The sequence below is a fragment of the Proteiniborus sp. MB09-C3 genome (assembly GCF_030263895.1).
Lineage (GTDB): Bacteria > Bacillota > Clostridia > Tissierellales > Proteiniboraceae > Proteiniborus.
This window is the reverse complement of the sequence record NZ_CP127161.1, coordinates 2,255,411-2,272,769: the sequence shown is the minus strand read 5'-3', so window position 1 is coordinate 2,272,769 and position 17,359 is coordinate 2,255,411. Positions and strand designations below refer to the sequence as shown.

Here is a 17,359-nt window from a genome sequence, read left to right as displayed (position 1 = left end):
GAAGTATTTTGATTTTTTGGCACCTATGAAAGATTGAATAATATTTTTAACTCTTCGTATTTTTTATGAGTTATTAATGCATCATTTTTTATGTCTTTAAAATGAACCACATATGTCCATCTTCCATATGGAGATATTTTTACTATTTTGGATATATTTATTAGATATGACTTATGACATCTAAAAAAGTTTATCTTTCCTAAGCGGCCCTCTATATCATTTAGCCCATCAGAGGTAGTGTACTTATTATCTGAAGTGTATATTACTGTGCTTTTCCCTTCTCTTTGTATAAGTATTATGCTGTCTATATCTATAAAATTAATGCCATCCTTATTTTTAATTATTAGCTTTTCAGCTACAGATTGCTGATATACTATGTCTTCTTGACCTTTATTGTTTTCTTCAGATGAAATCTCCTTTATTCTATTTAAGGTTTTTATAATCCTATCTACTTTAAAAGGCTTTGTAATATAATCGAAGGCATATACTTCAAAGGCATCTGGCATATAGCTAGGATGAGCAGTTGCAAAAACTATCATTTTTTTAGGATCTATATCAGATATAAGCTTGGCACATTCAATTCCATCTAAATTTGGCATCTCTATATCCAAGAATACTACTTCAGGGTTCAGCTCTTCCACTAAGGAAAGAGCTGAACTGCCATCTTCTGCTTCTCCAACAACTTGGAAACCCTCTATTCTTTCTATTACCTTTCTTAGAACAAGCCTCATGCCGCTTTCATCATCTGCTATTAGTACTCTTATGCACATTGTATAACACCAATCCTTTTTTTGCTTTTGGTTCTCCCAGAATTTCAGACATTATTATTCCATCTAATAGGCTTTTCTGTGTTAAATTAAAGGAGTATTTTTGTTCTGTATTTAAAGTACATTTATCTGCTCTATCTCTAGTTCCATAAGGCTTATCATTATTCAATAAAATCAACTCCTATCAAAACATTAAATTTCTGACTTTTCCGCTTTACCAATATTAGATATCGATTCTCTCATATCAGTATCTGCCATTATATTTCTCATGTTATAATAATCCATGACACCCATTTTTCCTTCAACTAATGCCTTTGCCATAGCCCTTGGTATCTCGGCTTCTGCCTCCACAACCTTTGCTCTCATTTCTTGTACCGAAGCCACCATTTCCTGTTCTTGTGCTACTGCCATTGCTCTCCTAACTTCTGCTTTTGCCTGAGCAATGTGCTTATCCGCTTCGGCTTGATCCATCTGCAATTTTGCTCCAACATTTCTTCCAACATCAACATCTGCAATATCTATAGATAATATTTCAAAAGCCGTACCCGCATCTAAACCCTTCTCTAACACCGTTTTAGATATTAGGTCTGGATTTTCCAATACCTCTTCATGCGTAGAAACTGAACCAACTGTAGTTACAATACCCTCACCAACACGTGCAATTATAGTTTCTTCTCCTGCTCCACCAATTAATTTATCTATACTTGTTCTAACTGTAACTCTTGCCTTTACTATAAGCTCTATACCATTCTTAGCAATAGCTGCTATATTAGGTGTTTCTATAACCTTTGGTTTTACAGTCATTTGTACCGCCTCAAAGACATCTCTACCTGCTAAATCAATTGCAGTAGCCCTTTCGAATTCTAAAGGTATATTAGCCCTTTCAGCAGCTATTAGTGCATTTACCACACTGTCAATATTACCACCTGCAAGAAAGTGAGCTTCCAGCTGATCACTCGTAAGATTAAGTCCTGCTTTTCTGCTCTTTACCAAGGTTCTCACGACTCTATGAGGACTTACTCTCCTTAGTTTCATACCTACTAAAGTAAATATACTAACCTTTACATTTGCAGCAATTGCTGATATCCAAAGCCCTACAGGAACTAAGCTAAAGAATAATGCTAATACTACAATAATAACAGCAATAATTAGAATTAAAGCGATTGTTGGCATTCTATCTCCCCCTATATAATATTTTCAGGTTTCTTAACCTGTCTTACTACTATTTTCCTTCCTTCAACTCTGATAACTTTAACCTCTGTGCCTCTTTGAATAAAATCACCTTCTGAAACCACATCAAGTTTTACTCCATCAAAATCAACTGTGCCTGATGGTCTTAAAATAGTTAGTGCAGTACCTGTTTTATTTAAAAAGAATTGCATATCACTTGTGCCTATATAACCTTCATCTTTATTAATTGAAGTAGACAATACAATTTTTTTAGAGAGTCTTCCTTTGCTAGCAGATCTTAAAAGCAGAGATGTAAGAACTCCCAATATGGCAAGAATTAATAGTATCAGTATTAATGCATGTACTAATGTCTTAGCAGTTACTATAACTCCCGCAATCAAAAAGATAATACCTAGTATACCTGGAACCCCAAAGCCTGGAACAAAAATTTCTATGATTACAAGTAAAAAGCCTATTCCAAAGAATACCACAGATAATAGGCCTATGCTTTGAATCAATTCTGCTATGACCATTTTTTCACCCCTTTTCACAAATATTTGGTAACCTTATATTACATCTATACTCTCTCTATATAAATACATACTTTATAAACAATACATTTATTAGTCCCATCTGTCGCTTTAAGTGGTTATTATTCTATTGGAATATAAACCTTGAAGGTTGTCGCACTTTGATCGCTGTCTACAAGAATCCTTCCATTATATTTTTGTGTTATTTCCTTAGTTATTGCTAGGCCCATTCCTTCGCCTCTATTTTCTTTAGTTGTATATCCTGGCTCAAAGATTTTTTCACTCATTTCTTTTGGTATCTGCTTTCCATTATTTTTGATAGCAAAAATATAGTTAGAATCCTTCTCCCCTATTTCAATATTAATAAATCCTTTTTCTCTCAGCTCTTTCACTGCATCAATGCCATTATCAATTAAATTTCCAAGGACCCTGCACATTTCCCAGCTAGGAACTGATAGCCTGTCAAGTCTTGTATCAATATTTAAATCCACTAGAATATTCTTGTTTTCACAGTCTACGAGTTTAGCCTGCAATAATGCATTTATAGCTGTATTAGCAGTTTTCAGTATCTTATTTACTTTTTTAATGTCTTTATATACTGTCTCAATATAATTTGAGGCCTCTGTATATTCATTTAATTCAATTAGACTGTAAACAACTTGTAGATGATTTAAAAAATCATGACGCTGAGCACGCAAAGTATTATTTAGCCCTGTTATATCCTCTAAGGATTTACTCTTCATAACATTTTGCAGACTTAAATCATTTACGAATCTTATATCCCTCATAACTAGATAACTATTAATCAATGAAATAGCTATTAATCCAAATAGAAGTATATCAAAACCAGTTATAGGAAAAAAGCTTAAATTATCTCTTGATAGATAAACAATCACTACAGTAGTTAATAATACTACTTGAGATAAATTAATAACAAATATTATATCTATGGCTTTCTTTGTGTAAATATTAAAATTCCTCTTCATGATATTTCCTTTCTTACTCTATTTTTAGTTGCTAATCTCAGCTATAAACATTTCAACTGCTAGCTTCCATTCCATCTTACCTGTTTTTATAGCTCTATCAACATCAAGTGCCTTTTCCAGAATCATGTAGAGATTGCTTGAAGAATAGTTTCTAGTTTGAGATACCAGTTTTTTTACTACAAATGTGGGCACATTAATTTTTTGCGAAATATCCCCCTGACTATAGCCTTTTTCTTCATAGAGTTTTGTAAGCATCAACATTCTAAGCTGCCTGATTATCATGTGAAATATTAATTGAATAGGTTCATTCTCTAATATCATATCGTTAAATATAGATAAAGCCTCATCAGCTTTTTTCTGTCCCAATGCATCTACAAGAGCAAAAACATTATTTTGAAGTGATTTAATTACTCCTTTTTTTACATCTTCTTTTTCTACAGTTTCTCGTTCTCCTAAATAACTGCATATCTTGTTAATTTCATTCTCTAGGTCATATAATGTACGATTGTTACTTGCATCATAATATCCAGCTTGATGAAGAAAATATTGAATATCAGTACTTGATATTTTTTTATCATTCCTTGAAAAAATACTCTGAGTCCATTTGATTAAGTCCATATCCTTCAGCTTCAAAAGCTGTACTATTTCCCCACTTTGTTTAATTATCTTAACTACTTTTTTTCTGTTGTCAATTTTGGCCTCATTAGATATAAATATTAAACATGAAGAAGCATTTAATTTTTCTAAATATCTACATAGTTCTTCTTCGTCTAAATTGCTGGTTTCCTTCTTAGAAGTAAACAATGGGAGGTCCTCAACGATGACTATCTTTTTATCAGACATGAACGGTAGTGTCTCACAGGCATTTATTATTGAATCTGTAGACGTTTCTTTCCCGTCAATATATATCATATTCAAGGATTCAAATGCTTTATCAATATATTTCTTTTTGATATCAGATATTATATAATCTTTTAAGTACATTTCGTTTCCATATAGGAGATAAACTCTTTTTAATTCATTGTTTTTAATATCTTTTAGCATATCTTTGTAGTCCATATAAATGCACTCCTTTATCAATCGTTTTATGAAAAACTATTATCTAGATATTTATATTCTATAAATACAGCTATAGCATTTCAATTGTATTTCCTCTGGTGTATAATAGCAATAAACATAGATAGCACATAAATAAAAGGAAATGGCCATATAAATAATCAATAATAATAAATTGTATCTGTACTTCATTATTATATCATTAAATGAAGGTTTGTCCTTAATATATGTATATATTTCTATGCTATCTACACCCACCTTAAAAGTTATTAAACCATTTTCATCATTTCTATATATGGTTGCACCAATTTGCTTATATCTTTCCATCACTTCATTATTTGGATGGCCAAAGTTATTTTTACCTACTTGAATTGCTGCATATGATGGCTTTATTTTATTTAATAGCTCTGAAGTCGAAGAAGTGCGGCTTCCGTGATGAGGAACCTTTATAATGTCTACTCCTTTAAGATCAATACTATTAACTATTTTATGTTCAGTATCTTGTTCAATATCACCAGTAAAAAGGATATTATTACCATAAGATTCTAGAATAAAAACAAGAGAAAGATTGTTTTCATTGTCAATATTTTCAGTTGATACATTATAAGAAGGATTTAGCACCTTAAGCAAATTATTATCATCCACATATATTAAATCACCTTCCGATATTGTACTGACTTTGATATTATATTTATTAGCATTATATATGATTTCTTTAAATAAAGTACTTTTATCATTTTCATATCCAATAAAAATATTATCTATTTTAATATTTTTAATTAATGGAATTAGACCTTCGGCATGATCCTCATGAAAATGACTTATAAATACTGCATCCAATCTGCTTATGCCTTTCTTAAGCAAATAAGGAAGTACTATTCTTTCACCCACATCAAAATTTCCAAATGTATTTCCTCCAGTGTCTACAAGAATTACTTTATCCTTGGTAGATATTAAGCAGCTATCCCCTTGTCCAACATCTATGAACTCTAATGTTGTTTCATTGTATGTAAAAGCAATAAAGAATCCTATTAAAATAACAATCGCCATATAGTTGAAGATAAGCTTATTAATCCTAGGCTTAAAGAAATCTATCTTTATAATCCTCAAACTGATAAGCAATAGAAAATAGTATAAAAGAATATACCCAATCCCTAAAGAAGGCAAATATATGTTAACAAAAGAAAGCCTGTAAAACATATCTATTATCATGTCTGCAAAGTTTAAAATTGTATTTAATAAGAAACCTAGAATCAATGCTGCATTTATATATACTAAAGATACTAGGATTAGTATAAAACATAATATTAAGGAAAAAGAAAATATAGGTATTAGTACAAGATTTGATATTAGAGAAAGCACTGCATATGAGTTAAAATGATATGCTAGAACTGGAAATAAGCCTATTTGTACTGCAATTAATGAGGATAAAAGCCTTGCAGCCCTTTTACTATATATTGACAAGAGCCAGTTAATCCTTGGAGTAAACATGATAATAGAGGCAGTTGCAATGAAGGATAATTGATATCCTACATCAAATATCCATAATGGTCTAATAAATAATAAAAGTAAAGCAGCAAGCGACAATGTATTTATGGAATCATACCGTCTATAAACTAAGATAGATAGAGATAATAAGCTAAACATTACAGAGGCTCTTAATACAGATGCCGGGAATCCAATTAAAAATGCATAGCCCCAGATTATTATTAGAGCGGTAACAATAGAAATTCTTTTATCTATGCCTAGGAATCTTAATGTCTTAGATATAAATAAATATATTATTCCTATATGTAAACCCGATACAGCTAATATATGTGATAATCCTAACTCTCTAAATCTTGCCCCAGTTTCATCATCTAAGAGACTACTGTCTCCTAATATTATTGAGCTCATAAGTTTACTGTTTTTCTCACTTAGCGTTCTATTCAAAATATTGCTGATATTTCTCTGAAATTTTAACCTTAAGGCTTGTACTTGACTTGTTTGACCCTGAGATATAGTATTTATAAATGTGCTATCTGAATTTAAGATTGTATGGATATTTTTTGTCTGCAAGTATAGTTTATAGTTAAACAATCCTGGATTTGTATTTTCTCTAGGTAATACAAGAGTCCCTTTAACTCTTACTTCATCTCTAATGTCTAGAATTTGTTTATCATAATAATTGAGCAGTATTTTTTCTTCTACTTTATAAAGCTTATTATCATATAAAACTCTATTTACCTTTACAACATATGTACTTTTATCTTCACTAGATATAGTCCTGCTTTCTATAAATCCTTCTAATACTAGTTCTTTGTCAACAAAATTAGTCAAATTACTTTTTAAGCTATTTGCAGTAATTACCACTCCAAGAAAAATGAATAAAATAGACAAAACTAAAGCATAGCCTCTGCCAAAAACATACGAAGCTATTAATCCGAGAATGAGAAAGGTAATATAGATAAGCGCCATATTCATATGTATATCTATATTGTATGATATGCATATTCCTATAATAAACGGAATAACTAAGATTAAAAACAGTCTTTTCATAAACACCCTATCTCCAATGCTGTAGTTATATTGTCATTTTTATATATTATAGCATAATATTGTCTGCAAATATTTAAAAAAATAGGGCCCAGTCTATATTCAGGCCCTTTAATTCTATTATTGATTTCCTAGAGTAGCTACCATTACAGCTTTGATTGTATGTACCCTGTTTTCTGCTTCGTCGAATACTACTGAATGTCTACTCTCAAAAACCTCATCTGTAACTTCCATTGCTGTCAGACCATATTTCTGATATATTTCTTCACCAACGGAGGTTTTTAAATCATGAAATGCTGGCAAACAGTGTAAGAATAATACATTTTCATCAGCTTTTTTTAGCATATCCATATTAACCTGATATGCCTTTAAGAGCCTGATTCTTTCTTCAAAGTGCTCCTCTTCACCCATAGATACCCACACGTCTGTATAGATTACATCCACAGCCTTTACGCCATCATCAACAGAATCTGTAATAGTTATTGTTGCTCCTGTATCTTTTGCAATTTCTCTAGCAGCATTTACGATTTCTTCCTCTGGGAATAACTCTTTTGGAGATACTATCCTCATGTCCATTCCCATTTTAGCTCCACCTATCATAAGAGAATTTGCCATATTATTTCTTCCGTCTCCAACATACGCAAATTTAATGCCTTTTAGATACCCTTTATGCTCTTTTATGGTTAAGAAATCTGCTAAAATTTGTGTAGGGTGGTATTTATCAGTAAGTCCATTCCAAACAGGTACTCCTGAATATTTTGCTAATTCTTCTACTGTCTCATGTTTGAAGCCTCTAAACTCTATTCCATCAAACATTCTTCCTAAAACTCTTGCAGTATCTGCAACTGACTCTTTTTTACCTAACTGAATATCTCCCTTTCCTAAATACTCTGCATGTGCTCCTTCATCTACTGCAGCTACAGTAAAGGCACATCTAGTTCTAGTAGAAGGTTTCTCAAATATTAGTGCAATATTTTTCCCTTCTAAATTTCTTGGTTTTATTCCTGCGTATTTTAGTTTCTTTAGATCAGCAGATAAATCGATTAGATATTCTATTTCCTTTGTTGAAAAATCCCTTAATGTTAAGAAATGTTTCCCTTTTAAGTTGAATGCCATTTTAATTCCCCCTTATATTTTAATTATAAACTTCCTCTAATTAAAGGCATACTCATACATCTTGGACCACCTCGACCTCTTGAAAGCTCTGAGCAGGACATTACATGAGTCTTTATCCCATTGTCCTCTAGAAGCCTGTTAGTCACATAATTCCTAGCATATACTATCACTTCTCCTGGTGCTATGGCTAAAGTATTGGAACCATCATTCCATTGTTCTCGTGCCGCATCTATAGCATTACCGCCAGCACAACGAATTAAGGCAACTTCGTCAACCTCCAGATATTTTTGTAGTGTTTGTTCTAATGGCAGCTCTTCTTTTTCAATATAAAGTTCGCCATGGAATCTATTGCTTTTTGTAATTGAATAAATGGTTAGATTATCTTCAGCTTCAGGATGGATAGTAAATTTACCGTGATCAACCATAGTAAATACAGTATCAAGATGCATAAAAGCTCTTTTCTTTGGAATGTCAAATGCAAGAATTGTTTCGAAGCTTTCATCTGAATATAAAATTCTTTCAGAAAACCTTTCTATTGCTGCTGCATCCGTTCTAGCAGAAATACCTATTGCTATGACTTTAGGGCTCAATACCAGGATATCCCCTCCTTCAAGCGAAAAAGCTTCTTTTCTATTAAACCATATATGTAGGTTTGGATTTTTAAATCTAGGATGATTTTCAAAAATGTATTTAGCAAAAATAGTTTCCCTATTTCTAACATTTGTTTTCATATGGTTAAGCGTTATTCCATGACCTATGGTTGCAAAGGGATCTCGAGTAAAATAAAGGTTTGGCATTGGATCCAATACGAAAGGATAATTACTGTCAGTTAAATCCATTAAGGATTTATTAATTAATTTTGGAATTTCATCTTTTCTAACCCCCGCCATGAGTTTATCTATTAACTCCTTGTTGCTAAATCTTTCAAAATAATCTTTAAGGACTTCTCTTGTTCCTAAGCCTACTACATTTCCCTCATCTAAAAACTTTTCTATAAAGTCATTTCTTACGTCAGGATTATCTATAGATTCAGTAGCAAGTTCTTCAAGATATAATACTTCTACACCATTTCCACGTAATATTTCTGCAAAATTATCATGCTCTCTTCTAGCTAAGTCTAAAAAAGGAATGTCATCAAATAATAACCTCTCAAGATAATCTGGAACAAGATTCTCAAGCTCTTTACCTGGACGATGTAATAAAACAGCTTCTAACTTTCCAATTTCCGAATACACATTAAGCATTTTTTTCTTGTCTTCCACAATAGTATCTCCCCTTTTTATACAGGTGTTATGCATAATTTTCGTAATTTTGTAAATCACTCTATTCTCACTTAAGTTGATTATATTAATACATATATAATTTTGTCAAGCTTATAAGTTCCTATAAATATTCAATATTTGCATATATATTCAGTTTTGGGCAGATTGACTTGGAGAGTCTACATACCTATTATTGGTATCATCATACCCGGGAAAATGTTTTCCTTTAGTTTGCTTTAATTTCTAAATAAATATGCAAGAAAAAAAATAAACTTTCTATTTATTATAAATCTTCTGACTTATTAAAAAATCTTAATCAAAACTACCCGCTCAGCGGGTAGTTTGTTCAGCCCTATAAGGGCATGTTACTCGCTTGAGCCTTAAGGCTCATTGAATGGTTCGCCAACTGCTTTATTTCTCAGGCTGCTGCTAAAGCAGCTAATCCATTACTTTTTGCCTTTCTTTACTTGCTCACCCGTAAACGGGTCTACATATTCTAGTAGACTTATTTGATCATTTGCTATATCTTCTTGTAGTTGATTTTTTACATATTCTCTAATCGCTTTTTCATTACGTCCTACTGTGTCTACATAATATCCTCTGCACCAAAAGTGTCTATTTCCATACTTATATTTTAGATTCGCATGTCTATCAAATATCATTAGCGAACTTTTCCCCTTTAAATATCCCATTATACTTGACACACTATATTTAGGCGGTATAGCTACCACCATATGTATATGATCAGTACAAGCCGTCGCTTCTAATATTTCCACTCCTTTTTGTTCACACAACTTCCTTAAAATTTTTCCTATATCATTTTTAATTTTTCCATATATCACTTGTCTTCTATATTTTGGTGCAAATACTATGTGATATTTGCAATTCCATTTAGTATGTGCTAAACTATTTTTATCCATTTCGGATACCTCCTTTGTTCTTAATTCGGTTGGCGAACCTGAATTAATTTTAACAAAGGAGGTTTTTAAAATCTACTCATAGCTAAAGCTTTTTGGAACCCCTGGTAGAACCAGGGGTTTTCATGATACAAAAAAACTAAGCTCTAGGTTAACCTAGAGCTTAGTTTTTTAGTTACCTTTGCTTTTTTTAATGCTAATATGATTGGAAAGGCAATGACTACTCCACCAATAAATTGAATTATATTAGCAGGAACACTAAATATAGGGATTATCATATTGCCTTTTAATATACCGCCTGCCACATAATAACCAACTACCATCCAAAGACCTGCTAGTGTCATTCCCATCAAGCTATTCATACTGAATAATTCCTTATCTTTTTTTCTAAGGGCAATAGATAATGCAATCATTAATATTGGAATGATTATAATGGCAATTATCAGCGATAATTGAACGCTATTTATCAATGTATGCAATTGCTCAGCTCCACTTAACTTAAGTTTTTCAACAAGGAGACTAGCTAATTCAGAGCTTTGAAGATTATATGATATATTAGACAATGTTATTTTAAAATATATAGCTAGACCTACCCATCCTATCCCAATGATATATCCAACAATACTTCTAAATGTTCTGACCTTATTGCTTTTTATATCCTGTGCCATAAGGCCAACAATGGCTCCCATGATTCCCTTTATTATTAAAGTAGGAACCGCCCAATGGGCATATCCTAAAAACAAGTCTGCCATGGCTGAACCTACACCACCTGCAAATAGACCATACTTCCACCCTAATAATATTGAAGTAACAAATATCATGCTGTCCCCAGTGTGTATGTATCCTTCTGTAAATGGTATTGGGATTTGTGGAATTATAGCTGTAGTTGCAAATACTAATGCAGTCATCAATCCCCCATAGGTAAGTCTTTTCACATTAAATTTTTCCATTCCTATACCTCCCTAACCCGAATTATTATTCTGATACTTTAATTATAGCACAAGTGTATCGGTTATCAAGGGAGTTGTTTTGCAATTGTATCGATTCATTTTTCTTTGCTGATTTCATAGATATTACTTTTAATTCTTATGCATTCTTCAATTTCTTCTTCTGTTATTTCCTTTCCACCATATCTACAATCATTATAAAACTTAGTTAAATCGTTAATTCCAGCATTTATATATTTTGATTCCACTAGAGTTGAAAGATACTCATTTGGGGTGTAATGTTTTTTAAATCCATATCCTTTTTCTTTAAGGGTTAAAATTGTATCTATATAAATGCGCCTTATCCTAGGAAGTTCTAAGCTGTTAGATTTTGATTTTGAAAACAACGCAGAAACAACATTTGCTAGCTTTTTAAGAGATTTTTTCATTCTTCTTTCAATATCCTTTGATGACAAAATAAATTCCTTTTCTTCTTCATCATCTTCCTCATTTTTTGATAAAGCTCTGTTACTTATAGCCTTTATAATATAAAAGGATACTATGAAAATGATTAAAATAACAATTCCCCATTTTGCAATGCTAAACACAGTTTCTATAATAGCCTGAGATTTTGGAGATAAAGTTTCATTGACTATCTCTTCTATATCTTCAGGAGTATTGCCTTTATTCAGTTGCTCTAGAATAGAAAAATCAGTTCTACTGAATATTAACTCTGCAAGCTTCGTTGTAAGAATGACTATAGGATAAAGTATAATTTCTATGATTTTTTGAATTATAATTCCAAAATAATTAGCTATATTACTAAATACTATCTTTTCTAAAATTCCAAAAAAGCCTGTTAATGTAGACACTAAAAATGACAAGACTAACAGATTGGAAATTAGGTTAATTATTTTAATATTTTTCGCCTTATTTAGAGAATTTGAATTTTTCTTATTGTAGGCCTTTTCGAGATTAGCTGTAGCAAAATAAGACAGAGTTGCTCCAACATATATAGAGAAAAAAACTTTTAAATTTTGTATAGTAGCATTTTCTCCATTCAGTAAGCTTAATATCAAAATAATAAACAAATAAAACAATAGACTTACCATAAATACTTTCTTTGCTGATTGAAAGTCTCTCTCATCGGTAATGCTCACTATACTTTTATACCATATAATCAAGTATATAATAAAAGTAACAACCTTAAATTCCATTGATGTAATGTAACTGCTGACTAGAGATATAAATATGGCAATAAGTATAAAAGTGTACTTTTTTTTATTATTTAAATTAATTCCCTTAAAAATATAGTAATATAAAGCATAGGCACATAGATAGTTTGCTAAGGATAGGAGCATAATTCTATTGATTAATATATGGCTATCAACTTCTGCAAAAAGAAAAATAAAAATTATACCAGAAATAGAGACTATTGCAGTTTCTGATATTCCTTTGATTATTATATTAAATATATTGTTAAGCCTAGTGCACATTTGCTCACCTTCTTGCCTTTAATTATTATTAAATTCATAGCTATAGATAACTTCTACTTCTTTAGGCAATCCTTCTATCCTTATTTTATTATCTAGTAGTATAAGCTTTATACAATAGTCAATTTTTGTTAGCTTCTTTATTGTTCCTACTAAATCACTAGAAATATGAGCTGTAATCAGTATTATTACATTATTTTTATCTATAAATCTTATACTCTCATTTAGAAACACATCAAAGCTATCTACAGGTAAATAAGATGTTTTTGCTAATGCATCAAAAATAAACATTTTTTGATTTCTTCCGTTTTTAGGCTTAATAAAAATATCGTTTTTATCCCCATAGAAAAACGCATTTGACGAATATCCTATATCTACTTTTTCATCAATTGCTCTATCTGTAATTGATGCTGCAACGTCTATTCCTTTTTCTATCAAATCAGTATTTACATTCTGCCAGTAAATGTCGCTAGTCTGCACATTCAAAAATATAATAGCAGAGAGATCGGCTGTATAATCAAGCCTTTTCACATGAAATTTATTTGTTCTAGCTGTAGCCTTCCAATCAATAGTATTAAAGCTATCATAGGGCGTATATTCCCTTGCTCCAATTACAGCTATATTATCTGGGATTATCCAGCGTCTAACTGATACTTGGCCTTGTATACTCTTAAATGGCATTATTAGCATATTAAGCGGTTTGACTTCTGGATATACAATGAGCTTCATAGGATAGTGAATTTCTTTTACGGCAGTAGCAAAACCAAACAAGTCTCCTACTGACATTTCTATATCTCGAAATGAATAATATCCTCGTTTTGTACAATAAATAATATTGTGTTTTTTAATTCTCTGATAACTTATCAATGATGTTACTACTTTATATATTTTTTCACTTTTGCTATTATACTCCATTACTCTTTGATCTTTGAAATCAATTTCTTTAGGAATATCAGCATTTATCTCTATCCAAGGAAGTATTAAAAGCTTGTCGTTTGTTATTTCAGTTGTCAATCTAACTGGCTCTCCAACAAAAACTCTTTCCTTATCAAGATATCTCTTATATTCTAGTTTCCTTAACGCTATGTTTTCCCATCTATTTGAAATATAGAACATAGTCACAAGGAGTAAAAATATAGTTATAACTATACCCATAATAATTCAACCCCTAATGGCTTCAAATTTTCTCTACAGGAGTATTGATTTTATAAATGATTTGATCTAACACATCATCTGTATTTCTACCTTTAATCTGTGAATTAGAATTCAATATAAGTCTATGGACAAAAATAGGTTTAATAAGAAATTTTACATCATCTGGTAATACATAATCTCTACCATTTATAGCTGCATATGCTTGTGAAGCTTTAAATAAGGCTAAACTACCCCGTGGACTTATTCCAAGCTCTATTTCATCATTTACACGTGTAGCATTAACTATTTTTAAAATATACTCTATTATATCATCATCTACATAAACATTTGAATAATGCTCTCTAGCCTTCCTAAGCTCATCAGAGGAAACTACGGCTTCAATTTCATTTATTGGATTACTCTCTTTAAATCTTATTAATATCTCAAACTCTTCTTCAATTTTAGGGTATCCCATAGACAACTTCATAAAAAATCTATCTAGCTGCGCTTCTGGAAGGGGAAATGTACCTGAAATTTCTATTGGGTTCTGAGTAGCTATTACAAAGAAAGGCTCCTTTAGTTTGTATGTTATTCCATCTATGCTAACTTGATGCTCCTCCATGGCTTCCAATAGGCTGGATTGAGTTCGTGGTGTAGCTCTGTTGATTTCATCTGCTAAAACAATTTGGCTCATTATAGGGCCTTCTTTTAATTGAAATTCACCTGTTTTTTGATTGTAATAGTTAATGCCTAAAATATCTGATGGCAATAAATCAGGAGTAAATTGTATTCTTTTAAAATCGCAATTTATAGATCTCGCCAAGGATTTTGCCAGCATTGTTTTACCTAAGCCTGGTACATCCTCTAGCAATACATGACCCGAGCATATTATAGAAGTAAGCATTAGGTCAATAACATCATCTTTCCCTACTATTACTTTTTGAATATTGTCTTTAACTCTTAAAGCAATTTCCTTAATTTCATTAGTATCCATACTATTCCCCCATTTTCAATTATACTTAGCCTTCTATTATTTCCCTTTTGAACACCACAATTAAATTTCTTGGATTGTTTAGTGACTTTAAGCTTACTAGCTCCCATCCTTCTGCTCCTAATGCATTAAACTTCTTTTCATGCTCTTTCGTCAATACTAATGATGTTACACCAAAGGCTTTTATATTTTCTATTTTATACTCAAATTTCTTCATAAAATACTACCTCCCACTGTATTATAACATAGAAAAGTTGTTAAAAATCATGATTTATAGGGAATTACCTCGTATTTTGTATCATGATAATTGTTGAAATCTTCCTTTCTTTTGAGTAAAATTTATTATATTTAGAATTTAATAGCAGTTCATTTTGTCATTTATTTAATTTTTCCTTCATACTTATTTTAAAAAGACCTTAATATTATTTCAAGTTTTAAGTAAGTGTATTACAAAAAATTTATTATTTTTACATTTTTTTGTAGCTATTAAATTTATAGGAGGTTTTTTATGAGTAGATTAAAAATCGAATTGAATGAATTAAACAAGCTCTATGATGAAATTTATTATAGTAGCTTCGATAATGTTGAAGTAGCATTAGATATTATATCTAATATTACTTCAGAAAAAGAGTTTGAGGATGAAGAAGATTTCATATTTGGTTTATCTAATATTGTAGATGTAATAGTTGAAGTTTTAGATGAAGTCGCAGAAATATTTGATAATGAAGCCCTATACGATATTAGTAACTATATTAGGGACAAAATTGATAAAATTCAAAGTGGCGAAAATGATGATTCCATTGAAAGCACTTATATAAACTACCTAAGTGAAGACTATGATGAAGATTTTGAAGATGAGGAATTATACGAAGAAGATGAAGATTATGGTGAAGATGATTTATATGAGGATGACTATTAAGAAGAAAACCTTTAAATGGAGATCACTGAAAAAGTTTGAATTCTACATGTCACTCTGCACCTTAGCTAAAGATGTATGTTTTCAATATTTAACAGATTCTTTGCTAGGACTCAGTATGACAAAAAAGACTTTTTCAGTGCTCCTTCCATGAAGGTTTTCTTTTTAAGCATTTAGGGATAATACATATTCTATTGCATTAGCAGGCTTGTAAAATAATTGTAGATTCATACTTGTTCTTTTTTCATCATAATATAAAGGCGTAAATATTTGATATATTATATTATCAGGATATCCACTTAAATCATAATTAATAGATTTATCAATAATATAAGTTGCTAGTTCGTCATCAATTTTATATAAATCAAATTCACTTTCATTAAATGCAAATTTTAAACAATCTATCCTTCCACAGTCTTTTTCTGCAATCTCATATAATATACCCAACTGTTGCTCTATATTAGATACTAGATTTCTCCATTTATCTAAGCCTTTTTTATTTATTTTACTAGCTATTTTCTCATTATCCTCATAATACTTTATTAGTAAAAACTTTGCACAATGATTCAAAGCCGATTTAATAATAAATAGTTCATACCACTCCTCTTCACTTAGTTGCTTATTCAGACCACTTCTTAGTTTGAATTTTTTCAGAATCCCTCTATTATCGTATTTATACTTCATTGCAAAGAAATCAATGAATTCTTTAAAATCTGTAACTATGTCTTTTAGCATATAATGAAAGCACCTCCTTTTATGTTATAAATACTAGGTTGTTTAATAACGCTATATATTCATTATACGCTAAAAAGAGAATAAAGATAAACTAATATATCTGCTAGTTGATTTAACACTCCAATATATGGATTATTGATTCAACCATTTACTTAGTTTATTTTTATCAAGAATAATTATCCTTCGTCCAATTATTTTTATAGCCTTTTCTTTACTAAATTGACTTATTGCCCTACTTACAGTCTCTCTAGATGTCCCCACCAATCCAGCCAGCTCTTCTCTAGTAAGATTTAAAGTTAATTCCATAGCTCCATCCTCTATCTCCGTACCATATTTATCTATTAGCTTAAGAAGAGCTTGAGCAGTCCTAACATAGGTATCATTAATTGCCATGTTTTTAATTCTTGATTGAGCATCCTTTAATCTTTTATTTAATACCTTTATTATATTCAATGCCATATCTGGATTTTCTCTAATTATATTTTCTAAATCCTCATTGCTGATACTTAAAATAACACTACTCTCAATAGCTACAACAGTAGCTGGGTTTTTCCCACCATCAAAAAGCGTAACTTCAGCAAATATTTTTGATTTACCCTTTATATCTAAAATTATTTCTCTTCCATCATTACTAGTTTTAAATATCTTTACTTTACCGGTTTTAATTATAAATACATTTTCACTTTTTTCACCCTCAATAATGATTGTACTTCCTTTTTTATATGATCTTTCTTTTGTTATTTTCTCAAGCTTTTGTAATTCTTCATAATTCATGCCTTCAAATAAAGGTATCTTTTTTAAATATTCAATTATGGACATATTATC

The 17,359-nt window shown here is 30.8% G+C and carries 18 protein-coding genes; 1 reads left to right on the top strand and 17 read right to left on the bottom strand.

Annotated features, from left to right (window positions below; translation table 11 throughout):
* Positions 1-23: 23 nt before the first annotated feature.
* The 15 genes from QO263_RS10950 to QO263_RS10880 all read right to left on the bottom strand — a co-directional run bounded on the left by QO263_RS10950 (position 24) and on the right by QO263_RS10880 (position 15,100).
* Entirely contained in the window at positions 24-770 is a 747-nt protein-coding gene (locus QO263_RS10950; protein ID WP_285621172.1) for a LytR/AlgR family response regulator transcription factor, read from the bottom strand.
* Positions 742-936: a YqfB family membrane protein gene (locus tag QO263_RS10945; protein WP_285621170.1), complete on the bottom strand. Its 195-nt coding sequence runs from the start codon at positions 934-936 to the stop codon at positions 742-744. Before QO263_RS10945 ends, QO263_RS10950 begins: the two co-directional genes overlap by 29 nt.
* A gap of 23 nt (positions 937-959) precedes the next feature.
* Complete coding sequence (floA, locus tag QO263_RS10940; protein WP_285621167.1) at positions 960-1,940, bottom strand: flotillin-like protein FloA; 981 nt, start codon at positions 1,938-1,940, stop codon at positions 960-962.
* Positions 1,941-1,951: 11 nt separating this feature from the next.
* Positions 1,952-2,470, bottom strand: coding sequence for an NfeD family protein (locus tag QO263_RS10935; RefSeq protein ID WP_285621165.1), 519 nt, complete (start codon positions 2,468-2,470; stop codon positions 1,952-1,954).
* Between the two features lie 119 nt (positions 2,471-2,589).
* Positions 2,590-3,453: a sensor histidine kinase gene (locus QO263_RS10930; RefSeq protein WP_285621163.1), complete on the bottom strand. Its 864-nt coding sequence runs from the start codon at positions 3,451-3,453 to the stop codon at positions 2,590-2,592.
* A 24-nt stretch (positions 3,454-3,477) separates the two neighbouring features.
* The gene (gene holA, locus QO263_RS10925) at positions 3,478-4,512 is read right to left on the bottom strand and encodes a DNA polymerase III subunit delta (RefSeq protein ID WP_285621161.1); all 1,035 of its coding nucleotides are present in this window, start codon (positions 4,510-4,512) and stop codon (positions 3,478-3,480) included.
* Between the two features lie 51 nt (positions 4,513-4,563).
* Complete coding sequence (locus QO263_RS10920) at positions 4,564-7,047, bottom strand: DNA internalization-related competence protein ComEC/Rec2 (RefSeq protein WP_285621158.1); 2,484 nt, start codon at positions 7,045-7,047, stop codon at positions 4,564-4,566.
* A 117-nt stretch (positions 7,048-7,164) separates the two neighbouring features.
* On the bottom strand, positions 7,165-8,160 hold the full coding sequence (argF, locus tag QO263_RS10915) for an ornithine carbamoyltransferase (protein ID WP_285621155.1): 996 nt from the start codon (positions 8,158-8,160) through the stop codon (positions 7,165-7,167).
* Positions 8,161-8,183: 23 nt separating this feature from the next.
* Positions 8,184-9,458, bottom strand: a complete 1,275-nt coding sequence (arcA, locus tag QO263_RS10910; RefSeq protein WP_285629281.1) for an arginine deiminase — start codon at positions 9,456-9,458, stop codon at positions 8,184-8,186.
* A 410-nt stretch (positions 9,459-9,868) separates the two neighbouring features.
* Entirely contained in the window at positions 9,869-10,342 is a 474-nt protein-coding gene (tnpA, locus tag QO263_RS10905; RefSeq protein ID WP_285621037.1) for an IS200/IS605 family transposase, read from the bottom strand.
* A gap of 143 nt (positions 10,343-10,485) precedes the next feature.
* A complete protein-coding gene (locus QO263_RS10900) occupies positions 10,486-11,289 on the bottom strand; it encodes an ECF transporter S component (protein ID WP_285621153.1) in 804 nt (267 codons plus the stop codon).
* Between the two features lie 95 nt (positions 11,290-11,384).
* The gene (locus tag QO263_RS10895; protein ID WP_285621150.1) at positions 11,385-12,761 is read right to left on the bottom strand and encodes a DUF4129 domain-containing protein; all 1,377 of its coding nucleotides are present in this window, start codon (positions 12,759-12,761) and stop codon (positions 11,385-11,387) included.
* An 18-nt stretch (positions 12,762-12,779) separates the two neighbouring features.
* A complete protein-coding gene (locus QO263_RS10890; protein ID WP_285621148.1) occupies positions 12,780-13,913 on the bottom strand; it encodes a DUF58 domain-containing protein in 1,134 nt (377 codons plus the stop codon).
* Positions 13,914-13,935: 22 nt separating this feature from the next.
* On the bottom strand, positions 13,936-14,886 hold the full coding sequence (locus tag QO263_RS10885; protein ID WP_285621146.1) for an AAA family ATPase: 951 nt from the start codon (positions 14,884-14,886) through the stop codon (positions 13,936-13,938).
* 25 nt (positions 14,887-14,911) lie between these two features.
* Complete coding sequence (locus QO263_RS10880) at positions 14,912-15,100, bottom strand: DUF4177 domain-containing protein (RefSeq protein WP_285621144.1); 189 nt, start codon at positions 15,098-15,100, stop codon at positions 14,912-14,914.
* Positions 15,101-15,391: 291 nt separating this feature from the next.
* On the opposite strand from QO263_RS10880, the gene QO263_RS10875 reads away from it, so the two are divergent.
* Positions 15,392-15,802, top strand: coding sequence for a hypothetical protein (locus QO263_RS10875; RefSeq protein WP_285621142.1), 411 nt, complete (start codon positions 15,392-15,394; stop codon positions 15,800-15,802).
* 162 nt (positions 15,803-15,964) lie between these two features.
* Here QO263_RS10875 and QO263_RS10870 read toward each other — a convergent pair whose 3' ends face one another.
* A complete protein-coding gene (locus QO263_RS10870; protein WP_285621140.1) occupies positions 15,965-16,534 on the bottom strand; it encodes a hypothetical protein in 570 nt (189 codons plus the stop codon).
* Positions 16,535-16,666: 132 nt separating this feature from the next.
* Positions 16,667-17,353 (bottom strand): Crp/Fnr family transcriptional regulator, encoded by a 687-nt coding sequence (locus tag QO263_RS10865; RefSeq protein ID WP_285621138.1) that lies wholly within the window; start codon positions 17,351-17,353, stop codon positions 16,667-16,669.
* Between the last annotated feature and the right edge of the window lie 6 nt (positions 17,354-17,359).